This window comes from Seonamhaeicola sediminis, assembly GCF_004358095.2.
GTDB lineage: Bacteria > Bacteroidota > Bacteroidia > Flavobacteriales > Flavobacteriaceae > Seonamhaeicola > Seonamhaeicola sediminis.
This window is the reverse complement of record NZ_SMZJ02000013.1, coordinates 1-19,349: the sequence shown is the minus strand read 5'-3', so window position 1 is coordinate 19,349 and position 19,349 is coordinate 1. Positions and strand designations below refer to the sequence as shown.

The 19,349-nt window shown below is 32.8% G+C and carries 20 protein-coding genes and 1 tRNA gene; 8 read left to right on the top strand and 13 right to left on the bottom strand.

The window, feature by feature from the left end:
- The first annotated feature begins 88 nt into the window (after positions 1–88).
- Entirely contained in the window at positions 89–1,240 is a 1,152-nt protein-coding gene (locus E1J38_RS13940) for a sensor histidine kinase (protein WP_133357462.1), read from the top strand.
- A gap of 3 nt (positions 1,241–1,243) precedes the next feature.
- On the top strand, positions 1,244–1,594 hold the full coding sequence (locus tag E1J38_RS13935; protein WP_133357463.1) for a hypothetical protein: 351 nt from the start codon (positions 1,244–1,246) through the stop codon (positions 1,592–1,594).
- Here the strand turns inward: E1J38_RS13935 and E1J38_RS13930 are convergent.
- Positions 1,589–1,978 (bottom strand): HIT family protein, encoded by a 390-nt coding sequence (locus E1J38_RS13930; protein WP_133357464.1) that lies wholly within the window; start codon positions 1,976–1,978, stop codon positions 1,589–1,591. The genes E1J38_RS13935 and E1J38_RS13930 overlap by 6 nt on opposite strands.
- Before the next feature lie 12 nt (positions 1,979–1,990).
- On the bottom strand, positions 1,991–2,464 hold the full coding sequence (gene greA, locus E1J38_RS13925) for a transcription elongation factor GreA (protein WP_133357465.1): 474 nt from the start codon (positions 2,462–2,464) through the stop codon (positions 1,991–1,993).
- Positions 2,465–2,628: 164 nt separating this feature from the next.
- Here greA and E1J38_RS13920 point away from each other — a divergent pair, with 164 nt between their 5' ends.
- On the top strand, positions 2,629–3,057 hold the full coding sequence (locus E1J38_RS13920) for a hypothetical protein (protein WP_133357466.1): 429 nt from the start codon (positions 2,629–2,631) through the stop codon (positions 3,055–3,057).
- 58 nt (positions 3,058–3,115) lie between these two features.
- Here E1J38_RS13920 and E1J38_RS13915 read toward each other — a convergent pair whose 3' ends face one another.
- The 8 genes from E1J38_RS13915 to E1J38_RS13880 form a co-directional block, all read right to left on the bottom strand.
- The gene (locus E1J38_RS13915; protein WP_133357467.1) at positions 3,116–5,362 is read right to left on the bottom strand and encodes a TonB-dependent receptor; all 2,247 of its coding nucleotides are present in this window, start codon (positions 5,360–5,362) and stop codon (positions 3,116–3,118) included.
- Positions 5,363–5,598: 236 nt separating this feature from the next.
- Positions 5,599–6,006 (bottom strand): alternative ribosome rescue aminoacyl-tRNA hydrolase ArfB, encoded by a 408-nt coding sequence (arfB, locus tag E1J38_RS13910; protein ID WP_133357468.1) that lies wholly within the window; start codon positions 6,004–6,006, stop codon positions 5,599–5,601.
- On the bottom strand, positions 6,006–7,556 hold the full coding sequence (locus E1J38_RS13905; protein ID WP_133357469.1) for a DUF4301 family protein: 1,551 nt from the start codon (positions 7,554–7,556) through the stop codon (positions 6,006–6,008). Before E1J38_RS13905 ends, arfB begins: the two co-directional genes overlap by 1 nt.
- Complete coding sequence (locus E1J38_RS13900; protein WP_133357470.1) at positions 7,556–8,125, bottom strand: AAA family ATPase; 570 nt, start codon at positions 8,123–8,125, stop codon at positions 7,556–7,558. The genes E1J38_RS13905 and E1J38_RS13900 overlap by 1 nt, the downstream gene beginning before the upstream one ends.
- Positions 8,086–8,718, bottom strand: a complete 633-nt coding sequence (gene pnuC, locus E1J38_RS13895) for a nicotinamide riboside transporter PnuC (protein ID WP_133357471.1) — start codon at positions 8,716–8,718, stop codon at positions 8,086–8,088. The genes E1J38_RS13900 and pnuC overlap by 40 nt, the downstream gene beginning before the upstream one ends.
- Positions 8,702–8,962, bottom strand: coding sequence for a thiamine-binding protein (locus E1J38_RS13890; protein WP_133357472.1), 261 nt, complete (start codon positions 8,960–8,962; stop codon positions 8,702–8,704). Before E1J38_RS13890 ends, pnuC begins: the two co-directional genes overlap by 17 nt.
- A gap of 50 nt (positions 8,963–9,012) precedes the next feature.
- Positions 9,013–9,735, bottom strand: coding sequence for a geranylgeranylglyceryl/heptaprenylglyceryl phosphate synthase (locus E1J38_RS13885; RefSeq protein WP_133357473.1), 723 nt, complete (start codon positions 9,733–9,735; stop codon positions 9,013–9,015).
- A complete protein-coding gene (locus E1J38_RS13880) occupies positions 9,736–10,362 on the bottom strand; it encodes a 4'-phosphopantetheinyl transferase family protein (RefSeq protein ID WP_133357474.1) in 627 nt (208 codons plus the stop codon).
- 65 nt (positions 10,363–10,427) lie between these two features.
- Between E1J38_RS13880 and ahcY the strand changes: the two genes are divergently transcribed.
- From ahcY to E1J38_RS13865, 3 genes are all read left to right on the top strand, one after another.
- The gene (ahcY, locus tag E1J38_RS13875; RefSeq protein WP_133357475.1) at positions 10,428–11,744 is read left to right on the top strand and encodes an adenosylhomocysteinase; all 1,317 of its coding nucleotides are present in this window, start codon (positions 10,428–10,430) and stop codon (positions 11,742–11,744) included.
- A gap of 146 nt (positions 11,745–11,890) precedes the next feature.
- The gene (locus E1J38_RS13870) at positions 11,891–13,036 is read left to right on the top strand and encodes a methionine aminotransferase (protein WP_133357476.1); all 1,146 of its coding nucleotides are present in this window, start codon (positions 11,891–11,893) and stop codon (positions 13,034–13,036) included.
- 2 nt (positions 13,037–13,038) lie between these two features.
- Positions 13,039–13,824 carry an amidohydrolase gene (locus E1J38_RS13865; protein ID WP_133357477.1) on the top strand — a complete coding sequence of 262 codons (786 nt, stop codon included), beginning with the start codon at positions 13,039–13,041 and terminating at the stop codon, positions 13,822–13,824.
- On the opposite strand, the gene E1J38_RS13860 is transcribed toward E1J38_RS13865, so the two are convergent.
- Positions 13,805–15,424: an Ig-like domain-containing domain gene (locus E1J38_RS13860; protein WP_133357478.1), complete on the bottom strand. Its 1,620-nt coding sequence runs from the start codon at positions 15,422–15,424 to the stop codon at positions 13,805–13,807. The genes E1J38_RS13865 and E1J38_RS13860 overlap by 20 nt on opposite strands.
- 54 nt (positions 15,425–15,478) lie before the next feature.
- Positions 15,479–16,159 (bottom strand): ComF family protein, encoded by a 681-nt coding sequence (locus E1J38_RS13855; RefSeq protein ID WP_133357479.1) that lies wholly within the window; start codon positions 16,157–16,159, stop codon positions 15,479–15,481.
- 106 nt (positions 16,160–16,265) lie between these two features.
- Between E1J38_RS13855 and E1J38_RS13850 the strand changes: the two genes are divergently transcribed.
- Positions 16,266–17,807 (top strand): glycine--tRNA ligase, encoded by a 1,542-nt coding sequence (locus E1J38_RS13850; protein ID WP_133357480.1) that lies wholly within the window; start codon positions 16,266–16,268, stop codon positions 17,805–17,807.
- A gap of 92 nt (positions 17,808–17,899) precedes the next feature.
- On the opposite strand, the gene E1J38_RS13845 is transcribed toward E1J38_RS13850, so the two are convergent.
- Positions 17,900–17,973, bottom strand: a tRNA-Ala gene (locus E1J38_RS13845).
- Between the two features lie 281 nt (positions 17,974–18,254).
- On the opposite strand from E1J38_RS13845, the gene E1J38_RS13840 reads away from it, so the two are divergent.
- On the top strand, positions 18,255–19,016 hold the full coding sequence (locus E1J38_RS13840) for a DUF6090 family protein (RefSeq protein ID WP_133357481.1): 762 nt from the start codon (positions 18,255–18,257) through the stop codon (positions 19,014–19,016).
- Positions 19,017–19,349 lie beyond the last annotated feature (333 nt).

The window sequence follows — 19,349 nt, the reverse complement described above, 5'->3', positions numbered from 1 at the left end:
ATCAAGGGCAACTAAAAACCAATTTACTAACAACCGGTACAATAATATTAACAGATTTGCATTATATTACATGTTAAATTAGGTTTTAATGATTTTAACTAAATATCAAAACACGTTTCGTTGGGCCATTGTGGTTGTGTCTTTTATTATTGTTTCTGTTATTTTATGGAAAACCTATGAGTTTTTTCAACATTTTAAGCATGAAGAAAGGGTTAAAATGGAAAATTGGTCATTTGCTCAATCAGACTTGGTAAAAACCAATAATCTAAACGAAAACATGGGGGATTTACCTCTACAGGTTATTACAAGTAATAAAACCACCCCAATGATTATGGTTAATAGAGATGGCTCTATAGACCACAATAACTTAAACCCTAAAAAGATTCAGGATACAGCATATATAAATAATCTCATTGTAAGGTTTAAAAATGAAAACAAACCAATTGAGGTTAGGTTTGATGGAAAGCTTTATAGTACTATTTACTATGGCAATTCTCCTTTACTAAATAAACTTAAATATTATCCCTTAGCCTTAATACTTATTGTAGTACTTTTTGGAGCTGTTATATTCTTTTTTTATAGCAGCAACAAAAACGCTACTCAAAACAAATTGTGGTCTGGTATGGCAAAGGAAACAGCTCATCAAATTGGTACCCCTTTATCATCATTAATAGGATGGACCGAAATTTTAAAAAGTGAAAATGTAAATCCCGATTACATTGCCGAAATGGAAAAGGACGTTGACAGGTTGAAAATAATTACTGAACGCTTTAGTAAAATAGGGTCTATACCTACTTTAGAAATTGCTAATATTGTTGAGGAAACCATTAATTCATATGATTATTTAAAGGCTAGAGCCTCTAATTCAATAGAATTTAATCTTATTGCCCCAAATAATGCAATTCTAGTAGAAATGAACAAACAGCTTTATAGTTGGACTATTGAAAATTTGGTTAAAAATGCTATTGATGCTATGAAAGGGCGTGGAAAAATAACTATAGAAATAGCCCAATTAGAAGACAATGTAAAAGTAAAAGTAACTGATACAGGTAAAGGTATCTCTAAAAAACACTTTAATAAAATTTTTGAGCCAGGTTTTACCACTAAAAAAAGAGGCTGGGGACTAGGTTTATCTCTGACTAGGCGTATTATAGAAGATTTTCATAATGGAAAAATAAAGATACTTCATTCTGAAAAAGATAAAGGCACAACTATACAAATCAGTATGAAAACTGCTTAATTTATGAAAGAGTCGTTTGTCATTTTAAAGCAAGTTTCTTTAAAGAATAACTGCCCAGAATGTTACAACAATAATGGGTTACAGCTTTCTTTTCATCAAAAAATAGTAGAGACTAAGTTTTATAAGTCTATTACTTCAAACGTCAATCATTCTCTAAAATGTCTTGTTTGTAATACAACTATATATCCTGTACAATGGACTGATGATATAGAACGTGTTTTTGAATATCAACAAAAAACAATAGAGCCTAAAAAGACTTCAAAATACTTAAAAAAAGCATCATGGGTTGCCATTTTATTGTTTATACTTCTTATGGTGATAATCACTTTTTTGGCAATCTACCCTAGTTTATAAATATGATTTTATTGCATCTGCAATTTCTACAAATTCATCTGAAGATACTTTGGCTTTTTGAATAAATCTAGCATCTTCCATGGAATGTAAAGGAATTAAATGAACATGTACGTGTGGTACTTCTAAACCAATAACCGATACACCAACGCGTTTACAAGGAATGGCTTTTTCAATAGCTTTCGCAATGGTTCTAGAGAAACTCATTAAACCGATATAAGTAGTTTCATCTAAATCAAAAATTTTATCAACTTCCTTTTTAGGAATACAAAGTGTGTGCCCTTTACTATTAGGATTAATATCAAGAAAGGCAAAAAAATCCTCAGTTTCAGCAATTTTATAACAAGGAATATCGCCATTAATAATTTTTGTAAAAATAGATGCCATCAACCTATATTATTATCTAGTTATTTCAATAATATCAAACTTCATAACACCATTAGGTACTTGTATTTCTGCTACATCACCAACAGATTTTCCAAGCAAACCCTTACCTATAGGTGAATTTACTGAAATTTTCCCACTTTTTAAATCGGCTTCACTCTCGGCTACTAATGTATAACTCATTTCCATACCGTTGGTTTGGTTCTTTATTTTAACTGTAGACAAAACCAATACTTTTGAAGTATCAAGTTGGGATTCATCTATCAGTCTTGCATTGGATAGGGTTTCTTCTAATTTAGAAATTTTCATTTCTAACAGTCCTTGGGCCTCCTTGGCAGCATCATACTCTGCATTTTCACTTAAATCACCTTTATCTCTGGCTTCTGCAATGGCTTGCGATGCTTTTGGACGCTCAACATCCTTTAGTTGATTTAACTCATCTCTTAATTTTTTTAATCCTTCTGCTGTGTAGTAAGATACTTTACTCATAACGTCATCGTTTACTCACTAAGTGAGGTTTATTTAATTAAAAAGATGCTGAACATGTTCAGCATCTAAATAAAATATTGGTTTCATAAGATTGTATCACAAATATACAAAATATTTAAGTGGGTTTACTTTTTGTTGTAAATTGCCAGTTGTTTTTTAATTATATGAGATTTATTTACTGTATTATTTGTTTGTGTTTATTGAGTACTTGCAGTGGAAATTCTGAAGAAGATGAAAACTGTAAGTTTTTATTAAATGTGGCTGTTAATGAAACTATAAATTTAAGTTTACCACAATATAGCCAGTTACAGTTTCCTGCAAATTCGGTTTATATACCTAATGCGGGAAACGCAGGGGTTATTGTTGTTAGCACTGGATTTGATTTTTTTGCTTGGGATGCTAGTGATCCTAACCATGTACCAAGTACGTGTTCTGCTTTAGTACCCTCAGGAGTAGAAGCCACTTGTGGTTGCCCAGATCAAAATAAATATAGCCTTATAACTGGAGCGCCTCTTGAGAATTCGTCTTTGCGCTGCTCCCTTAAGTTTTATCGTGTTGAAAAAAATGGTAATAATCTCACCATCTTTAATTAAATGAGGTCTTTCAAAAAGTAATACACTACCTTTTGAAAGACCTATTTAACTTTTTTAATTAAAACTTAAAAGTAGCTCCTACTAAAAAGTTTCTTGTGGCCTGTGGATAAAACCCAGCACCTTCAATTGTGCTAATAGTCCCTGGATTAGAAAAATCGTCATCATACGTAAAAAAGAAGCCGTTAGAAATATAGTCTTCACTAAGAATATTATTTATAAGTGCTGTAAAGACTATAGATTTGAAAATGTTTTTAGGTTTAATTTCGTAAACAAAATTTAAATCGTTTACGAAATAGCTATCTAATTTAGACCCTTCTGCATCGATATTACCCATATATTGTTCTCCAACATATTTGCTTAATAAAGTAATTTGAAAATTTGTTGACGCATTAAATGTTAAAGCATTTCCTGCAACAAAATCTGGTGAAAATGCAATATTAGTTTCTCCAAGGTTTTGTAAAACACCATCTCGCTTAAAGAATGTTTCTTTATTTTTGTTAGAGCTTAACGTAAAATTGGGTTGAACAGTAAACTTATTGAAGGTTAGTGTTGCTTCTAATTCTAAACCTAACCTGTAACTTTCACCAGTGTTATCTCTAATTTGTGCTCCAGAATTATCTAACTCTCCAGTTGCTACTAACTGCTCATTATAAGCCATGTAGTATGCATTGGCATTAAAACCAATGTTTTTATTTTTATAACGCCAACCTAATTCAAAGTCGTTGAGTTTTTCTGGTCTTACATCTGGGTTATTTTCAAAATCTCCTCTACTTGGTTCTCTATTTGCTCTGGCATATGAGAAATACAAGTTACTATTAGTATTTAAACTATAATTAAATCCAACTTTAGGATTAAAGAAACTGTAACTTTTATCTATTTCAAAAAGATCCAAATCTGAATTAATACCGCTGGTATCATAATTAATACCTCGGTATTGTACATCACCATAAAGACTTAATTTATCATTTAGTCTATACGTGATTTTAGAGAAGGCGCTAAAATCGTACTTATCTCCATCTCCTTCATAATAGCGATCTCCAAAATTATTATTGGCAGCATATTGTTCCCAAATTAATTCTCCAAAATGATCACCATGGTAAGAACTATAAGAAATACCAGAAATAAAATTTACGCGCTCATTTTTATAATTAACATTGGCGTTTGCTACATAAAAATCGTTATCTAACCAACGTCTTCTTACGTAATCCTGAGAATCTACAGTTGCTCCATTCACTGTAATAGGCTCTTTTCCTATAAAGTCAAAACTAGCATCAGAGGCAAAAAATACATTAGAATAGTAATAGTTATCTACATATTCTTCAAAAAAACCGCGACCATTAGTATAATTTAAACCAAGATTGGTAGACCAATTATTATCCCATCTTTGATTCCAATGTAATTGGTAATGATCTTGTTTATAGTCATCCACTTGATTGTCATAAAACCCTTCAAAGTTACCATTATCATCAAGTTGAATACCACTAATATTAAATCTTCTGTTTTCATCTATATCAGGATTTGCTCCAACAGCAGCTACATCTACAGGATTAAAACCATACCAAGATTGATAGGTTATTTCATGTCCCCCAAAAACTACAGCTTTAATGAGAGTACCATTGTTTACATAGCTTCCTTGAACGAAGTAACTTTTTAAGTTGGAGGTAGCTCTGTCAATATATCCATCTGATTTTATTTGAGATAGACGACCAGCTAATTCAAACGTGTCATTTAATAAACCCGTACTAAACTTTACGTTATGACGCCGTGTGTTAAAACTACCAAAACTATGAGAGGTTTCTCCAGAACTTTCTTTTGAAACGGCATCGGTTAAAATATTTACGCTGGCACCAAAAGCACCAGCACCATTAGTAGTTGAACCAACACCTCGCTGTACTTGTAAATTTTCTACAGACGATGAAAAGTCTTGTAAATTCACCCAAAACGTACCTAAACTTTCGGCATCGTTATAAGGAATTCCATTAATAGTTACGTTGGTTGATGCACCACTAATACCTCTAACTCTTATTCCTGTGTAACCAATTCCTGCCCCAGCATCACTAGTTGTTACAACAGATGGTAAATAATTTAGTAAAATAGGAATATCTTGACCTAAATTACGCTTTGCTAACTCTTCCTTATCTACATTAGAGTGTGTAATTGGTGAATCGGCATCAACCCTAACGGCTTTTACCAAAACTTCATCAAGTTTTTCTCGTGAAGTTGAATCTTGTTTGATTTGATTTTGTTGCGCATTGGCACTGACTGATAACACTAAAAGTGTTAAAAAAAGAAATAAATTTTTCATGTCGATTAAAAAGTTATAATCGAATAAAAAGAGGTAATTATTCTTTAAATTAATAAATTGATTTTAAATAATGTGATGCTAAAATACGTTAAGCATTACAGTATTATGATTTCCTAAACAGCATTACCTGTTCTAGGTTCAATGGGTATGATCTCAGCCACTTTTAGGCACCCCTTTTTGAGAACAGTGCAAATGTACACTAGAATTATAAATTAAGCGTAATAATTACAATTTTTTTAATCTATATCTGGTTTTCTCCTGTTAGCCTTTTTTTTAGCTTGTTTTTGTTTTTCCTTTAAACGCTTTCTTATGATAGCCTTAGGAGTTTTGGTAGGTATACGTTTTTTCTTAACTATTAAAGCGTTTTTAATTATTTCTAAAAAACGATTAATCACTAAGGTTTTGTTTGTAAGTTGACTTCTGGTTTCACCGCATTGAAGAATAAGCACGCCTTCCTTTGTTAGTCTTTTTTTTAGCTTTTGTAAAAGTTTTTGCTTTTGTTCTTCAGAAAGCACTGAAGTTTCATTTATACTAAAACTTAATTCAACTTTTGTGGCTACTTTATTAACGTGTTGACCACCGCTACCAGAACTTTTTATAGCTTTAAGAGATACTTCGTTTAATAAGGCTTCTTTGTTAAACATTAGTCTACTTGGTGCGCAGGCAACAGTAAATCATTGACTGTTTTTACTGGATTAAAAGTTTCTAATGGCACCTCTACAAATACCGAAATCCAACCAGCCATACTACCATTCCAAAGACCCGGCAGTTCTAATGCCTTTATATTGACCCCATTTTGAGTTTTTGTAGTAATAAAGGCCGCATCATAATCCACGTAGTTTTTAAGATTAAACTTTTTACCTTTATAATTCTTAACAGCACAAACCAAATCTGTTGGGTTAAAGTGGGTAGCTTTATAAACAATACCTTGTTGCTCTTTGTTACTGAAGTTTATTTGAGCAAACTCAACTATTTGAAGTGAAATATTACCATCTTTTCCTTTCACCCAAAATGGACCACCACCAGGTTGTCCTTCGTTTTTAACCATCCCACAAACCCTAATAGGTCTATTAAGTATTTTCTTCAGATAGGCTGCTTTTTTTTCAGAACTAAAATCATCAAATTCTGGTGTTACAACAACATTAAGCCTATGAATTAAAAACAGAGCCATTATCTTATAATCCTCATCATCACAGTCATTCTTATCTAGCTTATTCAAATATGCAAATACCTTTTCTTGAATATTTAGTAGCACTCCCGCAAGGAGTTTTTTATATTCAGAAATAGCAATATTTTTATGAGCAACTGCTATATTATCTATATTTTTAATAAAGATTAAATCATGATCTAAATCGTTTAAATTCTCTAAAAGCGCACCATGTCCTGCGGGCCTAAATAGAATGGACCCATCTTCTTTTCTATAGATTGTATTATCAGAGTTAAGCGCAACGGTTTCAGTTGCTTCTTTCTGATATGAATAAGATACTTTAAATTGAACTCCCGTTTCTTCTGTTAATCCTTTATTTACACTTTCAAACTCAGACTCAAAATATTTGTGATGATTGCCCGAAACTGTAAAATGAAGGTTTGCTGTGTTTTTAGAACTAGCATATATGGTAGCTTCTAACAAATGCTCTCTAAAAGCAGAAACCACTTCATCATCATATTTATGAAATGGGAGCAGCCCCTTTGGGAAAAAACTATAATTTAAAGCATTGTCATCTAACATGGCCTTTACAAATACCTTACAGGTCTCATCATGCGACATATAATCAAAATTAGGCTCATGCTTTTGTAATGCCCTAATAACCTCTGAATAAAATGGAAATGCTTCTAAATTTGAAAAAAAAGTTTTTACCAAATCATTGCTTTGTCTATCTGTAAACTGATTTATAGTTTCTTTCTCTGGATTAAACTTTTTTAAAAACTGAAATAAGAATTTAAACATTCTAGTAGCAGCACCTGAAGCTGGAACAAACTTTACTATAGACGAACTATCTTGCTTACCCTCATAAAACTGAATATAATCTTCAATTTCTTTTTCGGTAAATCTTTCTATACCCTTACCAATTGTAGCTGCAGCCAATAATTTAGAATATGAAACCCCGTTTTTTAAACGCTGAACTTGCAAATTTACTTGGTCAACAGTAATACCTTTGTTGTGTATTTGATCAATGTCTTTTTCCGAGAACATTATTTTTTACTTTTTAATAACTCGTCAATATGTATTACAGCTTTCTGTAAGCGTTCTTTTTTATTTCCTTTTAGCAAAACAAAAGGCCTTTTTTGTTTAATTAATTCATTTTTAAAGGCTTCAAACATCATTTCTCTTTCGGTTGGTTTATCCCTTAAGTCATCAGCTTTCCAAGGCACGTCAATATAGGTTAAAAAATATAAATCGTAAGTATTTTCTATAGCATATTTTTCTAAAGTTGGATCACAACTTCCCACATAGTAAGTTTCCGAATATACTTTGGTTTCTAACAAATCTGTATCGCATATCAAAACAGTATCCGTTTTTTGGGCTAACTCATTTTCAAGATGCATTTGCCCTTCAGCAATTGGTAGTAAATCATCTGGTTCACAAGTTTTACGTTGGTTATTCCATTTGTTTTGAAGATACTCCCTAGCATATTCTGGCACCCAAACCGAATTGTAATGTCTAGCCAATTGTCTAGATAATGTTGTTTTTCCAGTAGATTCTGGACCAAACAAAACTACTTTTATACAGTTTGCAGGTTGTTGTTTAAGGTTTTTTTCCATGCTAAATATCCAAATATAGCTATAATTGTAAAGCCCAAATACTGAAGGCTCGTAAATGTAAAGCCTTTATAAAAATATAATGGAACCGAAATAATATCACCAATAATCCAGTATATCCAATTTTCAATTTTTCTTCTTGCCATGAGCCACATACCAACAAAGAATATTGCCGTAGTTACAGTATCGATATAAGCCACCCAACCTGTCCATTTATCAAATGTATTGTAGACTAAAAAAACGAATACTAGTGTTCCTAATAAGATAAAAACACTTACAAACTTTTCTTTTTGGGTTGTACTAGAAATAGGTGTAACATGAGTGTCGTCAACTTTTCTAGTCCAAATATACCACCCGTAAGCACTCATAATAAAGTAGTATCCATTTATCATCATATCACCTAACAACTCCCATTTAAAAAGAAGATAAACAAAGATAACGGTACTTATCATACCCGTAGGGAACACTAATACCATGTTTTGTTTTGAATACCAAACCGACAAAAACCCAAAAATAATTGCGGTGATTTCTAAAATAATATCTACGGTTTCATAACTGGTGTATTGTCCGAATAAAAAATCAAAAATGGGGTTCATAATCCTGTCTGTCAGATTTTACAATCTTCATATATAGTAAGCCTTTGTCTATAAGTTGAAAAACTTCTTTAATCTCTGAGTTTAGAATATCCATCACTTCATCATAATCACCATATACCTGTGTGCTTAAAGGATTTTCTAAAACTTTTATGTTAGATGCTCTCAACTTTTTTATAAAATGAATGATTGCAGGTTCGAAGTCATTCTGTAATGGTGTTAACGTCAATTCAACTGATATTTTCATATTACTACTGTTTAAGTATTTTGATTTTGAGATAAATCCAGCCTAACAATTTATTTATGCAAACTATCCAAAAACGCTTCATCTTCCTCTAGTACGGTTCCTATAACCACCATATTAGCACCACTTTTATATGCGTTGCTAATTTGTTCCATAGTTCGCATGCCTCCTCCTACAATTAGCGGGATGTTTAACTCATTTTTTATTGCCTTTATTATATTGTTTGAAGCTGAGTTTACAGCACCACTGCCCGCTTCTAAATACATTAGCTTCATTCCTAAAAGCTCACCAGCTTTTGCAGTATCTATAACCTCTTGAATATGGTTTACAGACAAAGGCTTGGTATTTGTCTCACGCTCTACAGCGGTTTGTTTTCCACCATTTATCAATATATATCCTGTTGAAATTACTTCAAGTTGTGTTTCCCTTAATTTTGAAATAGAGTCAACATGCTTACCTATTAAATACTCTGGATTTCTACCAGAAATGAGTGATAAAAATAAAAGCGCATCGGCTTCATCAGTTATTTGATTTACATCCCCTGGAAATATAATAATAGGAAGATTGGTGTGCTTTTTTACTTCTTTCACCAAAACATCCGTAGCATTACCATTAACGGTGCTACCACCCACAAAAATATGTGTAGTTTTAGATTGGTTTATCTTTAGCATAAAACCGGCAATATTTTTAAGCATGGCTTTATCTGGGTCAATTAAAACAGCCAACAGGTTTTCGCCTTTTAAAATTGATGTTAGTATATTTTGATAAACACCCATTTAAGCAATAGCGTAAGCACATGAAAAGCCTTCAAACTCTAAGAATTTGATAATATAACGGCACTTTTTACTTTTATAATCTATCCAAGCTATGGTTTCTTGGTCTTCAATATTGAAGGGAATGGCAAAACAATGATTTTTAAAACTTAACCCTGGTGTTACAAAAAGTTTGTATAACGATTCTTTTATGCACCAAAGAATGGTTAGTTTTCTTATGTAGTCTGTTGCACCTTCATCTAAGTAATCATTCTCATAATCAATAAACTTATAAGCTATTATTTTGATTTTGTCTCGTTGTTTTTCAATATCAATTCCTACAATTAAATCACTTACAATGACAGCCGAAAAGTTAAAAGAATGTGTAATAGAAATATGCTTCCCATCCTTTAAATGTGGTTTGCCAAAATCATCATAATATAAATCGGCGTCTTGATAACCAAACTCTCTAAGTAAATGGCGTACACTTAAAAACCCACGTTGGTGTATTTCACTTTTCATGTCCTCAACACGTTCCAAACTAGCTTTAGTTAGGGCAAGTGGTTTCATTAAGTCTTTATAAGATTCAGAAATCTTCCAGATTTTAACACAAGTTTGTGAATTTGGTGTAATGGTTTTATAAAGAGGCATTTACTTTTCTGAAAGTTATTGGTTATCTTTGCAGTCTAAAATTTAAGACCCACAAATATAACAATATGAGTACAAAAACAGTTGCTTACATTCCTAATAAGGTTAAAGATATTTCTTTAGCTGCTTGGGGAAGAAAAGAAATTGAATTAGCTGAAGCTGAAATGCCCGGGCTTATGAGCTTACGCGAAGAATACAAAGATTCTCAACCACTAAAAGGAGCACGTATTGCAGGATGTTTACACATGACCATACAAACTGCTGTTTTAATTGAAACCCTACAGGCTTTAGGAGCAGAAGTTACTTGGAGTTCTTGTAACATTTTCTCTACGCAAGACCAAGCTGCTGCTGCAATTGCTGCTGCTGGAACTGCCGTTTATGCATGGAAAGATATGAATGAGCAGGAATTTGATTGGTGTATTGAACAAACCCTGTTTTTTGGTGAAGACAGAAAACCATTGAATATGATTCTTGATGATGGCGGAGATTTAACCAACATGGTTTTAGACAAATACCCTGAGTTGGTTTCTGGTATCAAAGGGTTGAGTGAAGAAACCACAACTGGTGTTCACAGATTGTATGAGCGCGTAAAAAATGGTACATTGCCAATGCCTGCCATTAATGTAAACGACTCTGTAACAAAATCTAAATTCGATAATAAATACGGCTGTAAGGAAAGTGCTGTTGATGCAGTACGTCGTGCAACCGATATCATGTTAGCTGGAAAACGCGTAGTAGTATGTGGTTATGGCGATGTTGGCAAAGGAACGGCTGCTTCTTTTAAAGGTGCTGGTAGTATTGTAACTGTTACCGAAATAGATCCTATTTGCGCATTACAAGCTGCTATGGATGGTTTTGAGGTTAAAAAACTGGAAACCGTAGTAGGTAATTCAGATATTGTAATTACAACAACAGGAAATAAAGACATTGTACGTGCTGAGCATTTCCAAGCTATGAAAGACAAAACTATAGTTTGTAATATTGGGCATTTTGATAATGAGATTGATATGGCTTGGTTAAACAAAAATCATGGTCATACCAAAAATACCATCAAACCCCAAGTTGATAAATATACTATTGATGGTAAAGATATTATCATACTTGCCGAAGGACGTTTGGTAAACTTAGGTTGTGCTACAGGTCATCCAAGTTTTGTAATGAGCAACTCATTTACTAACCAAACCTTGGCGCAAATTGAGCTTTGGAATAATTCTGAAGCTTACGAAAACAATGTTTATATGTTGCCAAAACACCTTGATGAAAAAGTAGCGAAATTACATTTAGAAAAAATTGGTGTTGAACTAACAGAATTACGAGATGATCAAGCAAAATACATTGGCGTTACTGTTGAAGGACCTTTTAAACCAGAACATTATAGATATTAAATCTAGAGTTGATAGATTTTTAGAATTTTGAATAAAATCCCAAGCAAGACTGCTTGGGATTTTTTTATAACGGAAAAAGGCTTACTTATTACAAGCAAAATTTATTAAAAGTATTAGGTGTTTCAGATTAATCTTATCTTTACTTAATGCAGTACAATTCTAAATTACCTCATGTAGGGACTACCATTTTCACGGTCATGAGTGCTTTGGCCAAAGAGCATAATGCCGTTAATTTATCCCAAGGGTTTCCAGATTTTGAAAGTGATAAAAAGTTGATTAATCTTGTAATTAAGGCAATGAATTCGGGTTACAATCACTATGCGCCTATGCGAGGTCTTTTAGAATTAAAAGATACCATTGCCAAAAAATTTGACACTCTATATGGAACCACCTATCATCCTGAGAATGAAATTACCATAACCGCAGGAGCAACTCAAGCCATATCTACCACTATTACAACATTTATAAATAGAGGAGATGAAGTCATTATTTTTCAGCCGGCTTATGATAGTTACCAACCCATGGTTGAACTCAACGGAGGTAAAGTAATTCCTGTTCAACTAAAAGCTTCTAATAATTTTAAGGTGAATTGGAATGACGTTGATATTAAAATTAATGATAAAACTAAGATGATTATCATTAATTCACCACACAACCCTACAGGTTCAGTTTTCTCAAAAGAAGATATGCAGAATTTAGAAGCACTTACACAAGGAACAAATATTATTGTGTTGAGTGATGAGGTTTATGAACATATGATTTTTGATGAATTGGGGCATCAAAGCGCCTGTTTGTTTCCAGACTTAAAATTAAGAACATTTGTTGTAGCTTCATTTTGCAAAACGTTTCATAATACAGGTTGGCGAATTGGCTATTGTTGTGCACCTAAATATCTTATGAATGAGTTTGTGAAGGTGCATCAGTATAGTGTGTTTGGAATTCATCATCCTACCCAAAAAGGGATAGCAGATTATATGCAAAATCCAGAGCATTATATGGGGTTGTCAAAATTCTATCAGGAAAGACGAGATTACTTTTTGGATTTAATCAAAGAGTCTAGATTTAAATTTACTCCAGCCAAAGGCACCTATTTTCAGTTGTTGGATTATTCTGAAATCACTGATGAATACGATGTGGATTTGGCAAAACGATGGACCATTGAAAAGCAAATAGCCTCCATACCTTTATCAGTTTTTAATGCTGATGGTTTTAATGATAAAGTGCTTCGTTTTTGCTTTGCTAAAAAAGATGACACTTTAAAGCGGGCAGCAGATATTTTAAATGCTATTTAAACATGAAAGAACAATTAAAGGTAACCTTAATACAATCTGATTTGGTTTGGGAGAACCCAAAACAAAATAGAATCAATTTTGATGAAAAAATAGAATCAATTTCAGAAAATGTCGATTTAATTGTACTTCCTGAAATGTTCACTACTGGTTTCACTATGAATGCTAAAAATGTTGCTGAAACTATGCAAGGTGATACTGTTGAATGGATGAAGCAAATAGCTTTCAAATACAAAACGGCAGTTGTTGGCAGTATTGTGATTTCTGAAAACCAAAATTTTTATAATAGATTGTTTTTTATAGATTCATCAGGTAGTATAAGTTACTATGATAAAAGGCATACGTTTACATTAGCTGGTGAACACAAAGTGTATGCTAGCGGTACAGAAAGGGTTATTGTTGATTATAAAGGCTGGAAGATTTGCCCTTTAGTTTGTTATGATTTGCGATTTCCTGTTTGGGCTAGAAACACTGATAATTATGATATTTTACTTTATGTTGCCAACTGGCCAAAACCTAGGGTATCTGCTTGGGATGCTCTCTTGAAAGCACGTGCCATTGAAAACATGAGTTACTGTATAGGTGTGAACCGAGTTGGTATGGATGGTATGGACATAGAATATTCAGGACATTCGGCAGTCTATGATGTTCTAGGGCAGGAAATATCTACAATAAAACCAAACAAGCAGCAAACAGAAACAGTGATATTACACAAGCAACATATAAAAAAATACCGCAGTGCTTTAAAGTTTTTAGAAGACCAAGATGAGTTTACTCTGAAAGAAAGTTAAGCGTTTGAATAAGTCCCCAATTAGCGCGTACTTGCTCGTCATTATCAAAAATAAAATGGCTAACGTTTTCGGGCTGTATTTTCTTTAGATAATTTCCAGTATCATACTTTTTATTACCATTGGCGTCATGAATTACTCTAATATCATACTTACCAGGGGTTAAATCTAGAAAATCTATTTGTTCTGGCTGAGAAGAATATTTTTCATATTTAACCGCTCCTTTACTGTCTGTTAACTGGATAATTACTGGGTACTTGGCTCCAACTAGGGTTAAACGCGCAAAACCATAATCAGCTTCTTTTTTAGTCCTCACAGAATACTGAAGGGTGTCTGTATTTACAGTCTCATAAAAGTCAGTAAAAGCTTCAGGTTTTATGTTAAAATCATACTTGTTTTCATAGCTTTTTTTAAAGTCGAAAACATAAGTGTTGTTTATGGTATCAAATTTAGTTTTAAATTCAACATTGGCAGAATCTCTATCCATTAGGGTAACCTTTGATGTATCTAACGAAACTATTGGGGTGGATGCTGTTATTTTAAACGACTCTAGAAGCCCAATATTTCCAGAATTAATAGCTTTAAAAGTCAATGAATCTCTTTCTTGAGGTCTAATGCGAGCCGTATATTCTTTTTCGTAACCAATATTTGATATTTTGAAAATTAATGAATCAACTTCCAACTTCGGCTTGTACCAATAATATAATGTATCAGTAGTTTCATTTTTTATAATTCGGTAGGCGAAATCTTCGGGTACTTCAGATAGAACATCTATTTTCATATTTTTATAATCACCTTCATAACCAAAAGTTATTTTTTCGCCCGATTCCATTTTAGGTTTAACCGCTTTGAAATCTAACTCTTCTCGGAATAATTTTAAGGTATAGAGCGAATCTGTTGGAACAGTAATAAACGCTTTATGAAAAGCTATTTGATCGGTTTTTTGCTGAAATTTATTGTCTCCATTGTTATCTTTTAAAGCCATAAGCATATACTTGCCAGCTTTTATGTTTTCAATAGAAAACGTTGTTAAACTGTCCAGTGTATTGGTGATATATTTTGGAACTTTTTTATAAACTACAGAATCTGTAAAAGTAGAATCTACTTCATACAAAGCCACGTTAACAAAGGTTTCAGGTTTTTTGTTGTATGCGTCTATAATATTTCCTTTTACGGTTAAAGAATCTATGTAACTCCCAGTAGAAAACACATACCTGTAATATGGGTATGGGTTTCCTTCGTTATTATCTGTAATACTATTCCCAAAATTAAAGGCGTAAGTTGTGTTTGGTTGGAGTGTATCTATGATTTTAATGGTAATCTTTTTACTGGCTCCGCTTACAGGCTTTACTTCGGGTTGGTATTCCATAGGAGGAGAAATAATGAGCTGCTTTTGAAGGTCTTTTATTTTTATAAACTCGTTAAAATTTATCTCAATTTCTTTAGCATTAAAATTAGTGGAATAATTCTCTGGAAATTCTTTAACAATTTCTGGTGGATCTTCATCTTTTGGTCCACCTTCAGGAGTACCTTTGTTTGCACAATTAATAAATGCAAGACATAAAAAAAGTATTGAAATAGATTTTGAAAGCTTTTTAGCCATTACCAATTTTAGTTTTGCACAAACCTACATAAATTTAGAAATATAACGAGCAATTTAAGGCACTATTGCCATAGTAGCAACACTTATTTTAATGTTATTTGCTTGGTTTAGCACCAATGCACAAGCCTCCATGGTTGCGCCTGTTGTTATTATATCATCAACCAATAAAATGTGTTTGTTTTCTATTATATCTAGGTTTTTTAGAGCAAAGAGTTCATTGCTTTCTTTCCAACGTGCTAATCTTGTTTTTTTTGTTTGAGATTTGGTGTTAGTAATTTTAACCAAAACGTTATCTAGATAGTCTGCATTTAAAGCTAACGCAATTTGTTTGCCAAATTTAGCCACTTGATTGTACCCGCGCTTGCGTAATTTATTTTTATGTAGAGGCACAGGAATAACCACATCAATATTTTGATAAGTTGCAATGTTTCTCAATTCACCTCCAAGCCAGTTTCCAAGAGTAAAGCCTATATGCTCATAACCCTTATATTTTAAACCGTGAATTAGTTTTTGTACTAGCCCCTGCTTTTCAAACCTAAAAAGAGCAGTTCCTTGTTCAATATTGGCACGTCCGTAAAGTACTTTTATTATACTCTGGTCATTATCAAAATGAAAATTGGTTACTGGTAAATCATGTCTACAACTAACGCAAATAGTATCCTCATTGTCATTTAATAAATTCAGACAAGCATAGCATACTTTTGGGAAAAATAGATTTATTAAGGGTTTGAACATATTTGATATTATAGATAAGGTAAACTTAGATGAAAATATATGAATTTTGATTTAATTTTTATAGCATACAGCTTTTAGTTTCAGGGGGTTTTATATTTTTGCACCTATGGCAAATCAAGACGATAAATTCAAGAAGGTTATTTCGCATGCAAAGGAATACGGATATGTGTTTCAAAGTAGCGAAATTTATGATGGTTTAAGTGCAGTTTATGACTATGCGCAAAATGGCGCAGAGTTAAAGAAAAATATACGTGACTATTGGTGGAAAGCCATGGTGCAAATGCATGAAAATATAGTAGGTATTGATGCTGCTATTTTTATGCACCCAACCACTTGGAAGGCGTCCGGACATGTAGATGCTTTTAACGATCCTTTAATTGATAATAAAGATTCTAAGAAGCGTTATAGAGCAGATGTTTTAATTGAAGACTATTGTGCTAAAATAGAAGCTAAAATAGATAAAGAAGTAGCTAAGGCAGAGAAACGCTTTGGGGATGCTTTCAATAAAGAGGAATTTATATCAACTAACGGACGCGTTTTAGGGTATCAAAAGAAAATTGACGAGACCTTATCGCGTATGGGAAAATCATTAGAGAACGAAGATTTAGCCGATGTTAAAGCTCTTATTGAAGAATTAGAAATTGCAGACCCATTAACTGGTTCTAAAAACTGGACAGACGTAAAGCAATTCAACTTAATGTTCGATACCAAACTAGGTGCTTCGGCCGATAGTGCTATGGACTTGTACTTACGGCCGGAAACCGCTCAAGGTATTTTTGTTAACTTCTTAAACGTTCAAAAAACAAGCCGATTAAAAATACCTTTCGGGATTGCCCAAACAGGTAAAGCTTTTAGAAATGAAATTGTTGCAAGACAATTTATATTTAGAATGCGTGAGTTTGAACAAATGGAAATGCAGTTTTTTATTAAACCAGGTACTCAAAAAGAATGGTATGAACACTGGAAAGAAACCCGATTAAAATGGCATTTGTCATTAGGCATGGGTGAAGATTTATACCGTTTCCATGATCATGAAAAATTAGCACATTATGCAGATGCGGCAGCCGATATCGAGTTTAAATTTCCATTCGGTTTTAAAGAACTAGAAGGGATTCATTCCAGAACCGATTTCGATTTAAGCCAGCACGAAAAATACTCAGGTAAAAAGCTGCAATATTTTGATCCTGAAGAAAACAAAAGTTATGTGCCTTATGTACTAGAGACATCAATTGGTTTAGATAGAATGTTTTTGGCTGTGTTCTCTAATTCATTACAAGAAGAAGCATTAGAAAATGGTACTACAAGGACGGTGTTAAAATTACCAAGTGTATTGGCTCCGGTCAAGGCAGCTATATTACCATTGGTAAAAAAGGATGGATTACCTGAAATAGCCAGAAAGATAGTTGATGAATTGAAATGGGATTTTAATGTGATTTATGATGAAAAGGATGCGGTGGGTAGACGTTACAGAAGACAGGATGCTAATGGTACACCATTCTGTATAACTGTAGATCATGATACTTTACAAGATAATACAGTTACTATTCGCTATAGAGATACTATGGAGCAAGAGCGAGTTAATATTGATGATTTAAGAGAGATTATCAAAAAAGAAGTAGATGTGCGTTCCTGGTTAATGAAGATGTAATAAATTCCTGCCTTTTATTTTTAATTGAGGTAACACAATCAAATAAAAAAGCTTTCCGTTACAATTATTTATTGAAGGAAAGCTTTTTTATGTGGAGAAGATCGGGCTCGAACCGACGACCTCTTGACTGCCAGTCAAGCGCTCTAGCCAACTGAGCTACATCCCCTTTTGTCTTTATACACAGTGTTTACAACGCCTTACAGCCATTTAAGAATACTTTAGGCCATGCTGCATTTGGATGCAAATGTATACATTTTTATGCAAAAACCCACCACCAAAACCCATCACCATATAAAATATTTAAATACGAATTTAATTACAAAAAATGTTATATTAGCCTTAATAAACCAAATGCAAACATTTGTTTATCCGTGAAAATACACCCTGATAAACCAACATTTGGTTAGTATATAACGAGTTAGCCTTCATTAGAACAAAGCAAAGCCAATGATAAAATTCTTTCGAAAAATTCGACAAAAATTACTATCTGAAAGTAAATTCAGTAAATATTTACTTTATGCTGTTGGTGAAATCGTTCTTGTTGTAATTGGAATATTAATTGCACTGCAAATCAATAATCAAAATATCTATAAACATGAAAGGTCGATTGAAAGAACTTATCTGAAAGCACTCAAAGCAGAATACGAAATCAATTTAACTAAGTTGAACGAAACTATTGACCTAAACTATCGAATAATCGCAAGTTCAAATAAATTGATTGAAGTATTTCAACAAAATGTTCTGGATACAATTTCTGAAAAAACTGTAATGAAATATTTCTTTAATACATTTTCAGATGAAGTAAACTACAAACCGAGCAAAGGAGTACATACAGAAATTATTAGTTCTGGCAATTTAAAATTAATACAAAATGAGATATTAAAGAGAAAGTTTTCCACATTTGAAAGCTCTTTAGATGAAATTAGGCATCAAGAAAATGAAATAAATATTTCCAGGCTCGAAATAATGGAGCATTTTAGGAATCAGGGAAATCTGAAACGGTACTTATCAAGTATGGGATGGGAATTTAATTGGGAATCAATCTTTGAAAAAAGAAACAATAAAGAACTCTTTACATCATTAAGGTTTTTTAATGGCTTGTTCTTTTTTCAAAACACATCAGTAGGTGCTAATTACTTTTGTTATGAACCGATAAAAAGAGATATGGAAGAGACGATAAAGCTTATTGAATCTGAATTGAATAAATAAAAACGAAAGGCTAACAATGGCTATAATTCATTGTGGTTTAGTACCACACCAAAAAATAAGTATTAATCAATGGCTGATTTCACAGCGGAATAATCCTGCGGCTGATTCCACAACGAAATCATAGCCGAGACCGTTGTGTGTAATTTGAGAAATCGTACTTTCCTGAAATAGGTTGACTAAAAATTAAACCTTTTAGCACTATACCTAATGAAAGACAAAAAACAACCCTGCCGAAAAACTTCCTACAAAAAAGTAGGTTTCGACTTAAAGCTTTTGATCATCGATCAAGTCCAGAATGGACAGATATCTGTCAATCATGCTTCAGAAAAATAT

What these genes read in the sequence shown, in the direction of transcription:
- E1J38_RS13940 (WP_133357462.1), top strand. Translation starts at nt 89, where the DNA reads ATGATTTTAACTAAATATCAAAACACGTTTCGTTGGGCCATTGTGGTT.
- E1J38_RS13935 (WP_133357463.1), top strand. Translation starts at nt 1,244, where the DNA reads ATGAAAGAGTCGTTTGTCATTTTAAAGCAAGTTTCTTTAAAGAATAAC.
- E1J38_RS13930 (WP_133357464.1), bottom strand. Translation starts at nt 1,978, where the DNA reads ATGGCATCTATTTTTACAAAAATTATTAATGGCGATATTCCTTGTTAT.
- greA (WP_133357465.1), bottom strand. Translation starts at nt 2,464, where the DNA reads ATGAGTAAAGTATCTTACTACACAGCAGAAGGATTAAAAAAATTAAGA.
- E1J38_RS13920 (WP_133357466.1), top strand. Translation starts at nt 2,629, where the DNA reads ATGAGATTTATTTACTGTATTATTTGTTTGTGTTTATTGAGTACTTGC.
- E1J38_RS13915 (WP_133357467.1), bottom strand. Translation starts at nt 5,362, where the DNA reads ATGAAAAATTTATTTCTTTTTTTAACACTTTTAGTGTTATCAGTCAGT.
- arfB (WP_133357468.1), bottom strand. Translation starts at nt 6,006, where the DNA reads ATGTTTAACAAAGAAGCCTTATTAAACGAAGTATCTCTTAAAGCTATA.
- E1J38_RS13905 (WP_133357469.1), bottom strand. Translation starts at nt 7,556, where the DNA reads ATGTTCTCGGAAAAAGACATTGATCAAATACACAACAAAGGTATTACT.
- E1J38_RS13900 (WP_133357470.1), bottom strand. Translation starts at nt 8,125, where the DNA reads ATGGAAAAAAACCTTAAACAACAACCTGCAAACTGTATAAAAGTAGTT.
- pnuC (WP_133357471.1), bottom strand. Translation starts at nt 8,718, where the DNA reads ATGAACCCCATTTTTGATTTTTTATTCGGACAATACACCAGTTATGAA.
- E1J38_RS13890 (WP_133357472.1), bottom strand. Translation starts at nt 8,962, where the DNA reads ATGAAAATATCAGTTGAATTGACGTTAACACCATTACAGAATGACTTC.
- E1J38_RS13885 (WP_133357473.1), bottom strand. Translation starts at nt 9,735, where the DNA reads ATGGGTGTTTATCAAAATATACTAACATCAATTTTAAAAGGCGAAAAC.
- E1J38_RS13880 (WP_133357474.1), bottom strand. Translation starts at nt 10,362, where the DNA reads ATGCCTCTTTATAAAACCATTACACCAAATTCACAAACTTGTGTTAAA.
- ahcY (WP_133357475.1), top strand. Translation starts at nt 10,428, where the DNA reads ATGAGTACAAAAACAGTTGCTTACATTCCTAATAAGGTTAAAGATATT.
- E1J38_RS13870 (WP_133357476.1), top strand. Translation starts at nt 11,891, where the DNA reads ATGCAGTACAATTCTAAATTACCTCATGTAGGGACTACCATTTTCACG.
- E1J38_RS13865 (WP_133357477.1), top strand. Translation starts at nt 13,039, where the DNA reads ATGAAAGAACAATTAAAGGTAACCTTAATACAATCTGATTTGGTTTGG.
- E1J38_RS13860 (WP_133357478.1), bottom strand. Translation starts at nt 15,424, where the DNA reads ATGGCTAAAAAGCTTTCAAAATCTATTTCAATACTTTTTTTATGTCTT.
- E1J38_RS13855 (WP_133357479.1), bottom strand. Translation starts at nt 16,159, where the DNA reads ATGTTCAAACCCTTAATAAATCTATTTTTCCCAAAAGTATGCTATGCT.
- E1J38_RS13850 (WP_133357480.1), top strand. Translation starts at nt 16,266, where the DNA reads ATGGCAAATCAAGACGATAAATTCAAGAAGGTTATTTCGCATGCAAAG.
- E1J38_RS13840 (WP_133357481.1), top strand. Translation starts at nt 18,255, where the DNA reads ATGATAAAATTCTTTCGAAAAATTCGACAAAAATTACTATCTGAAAGT.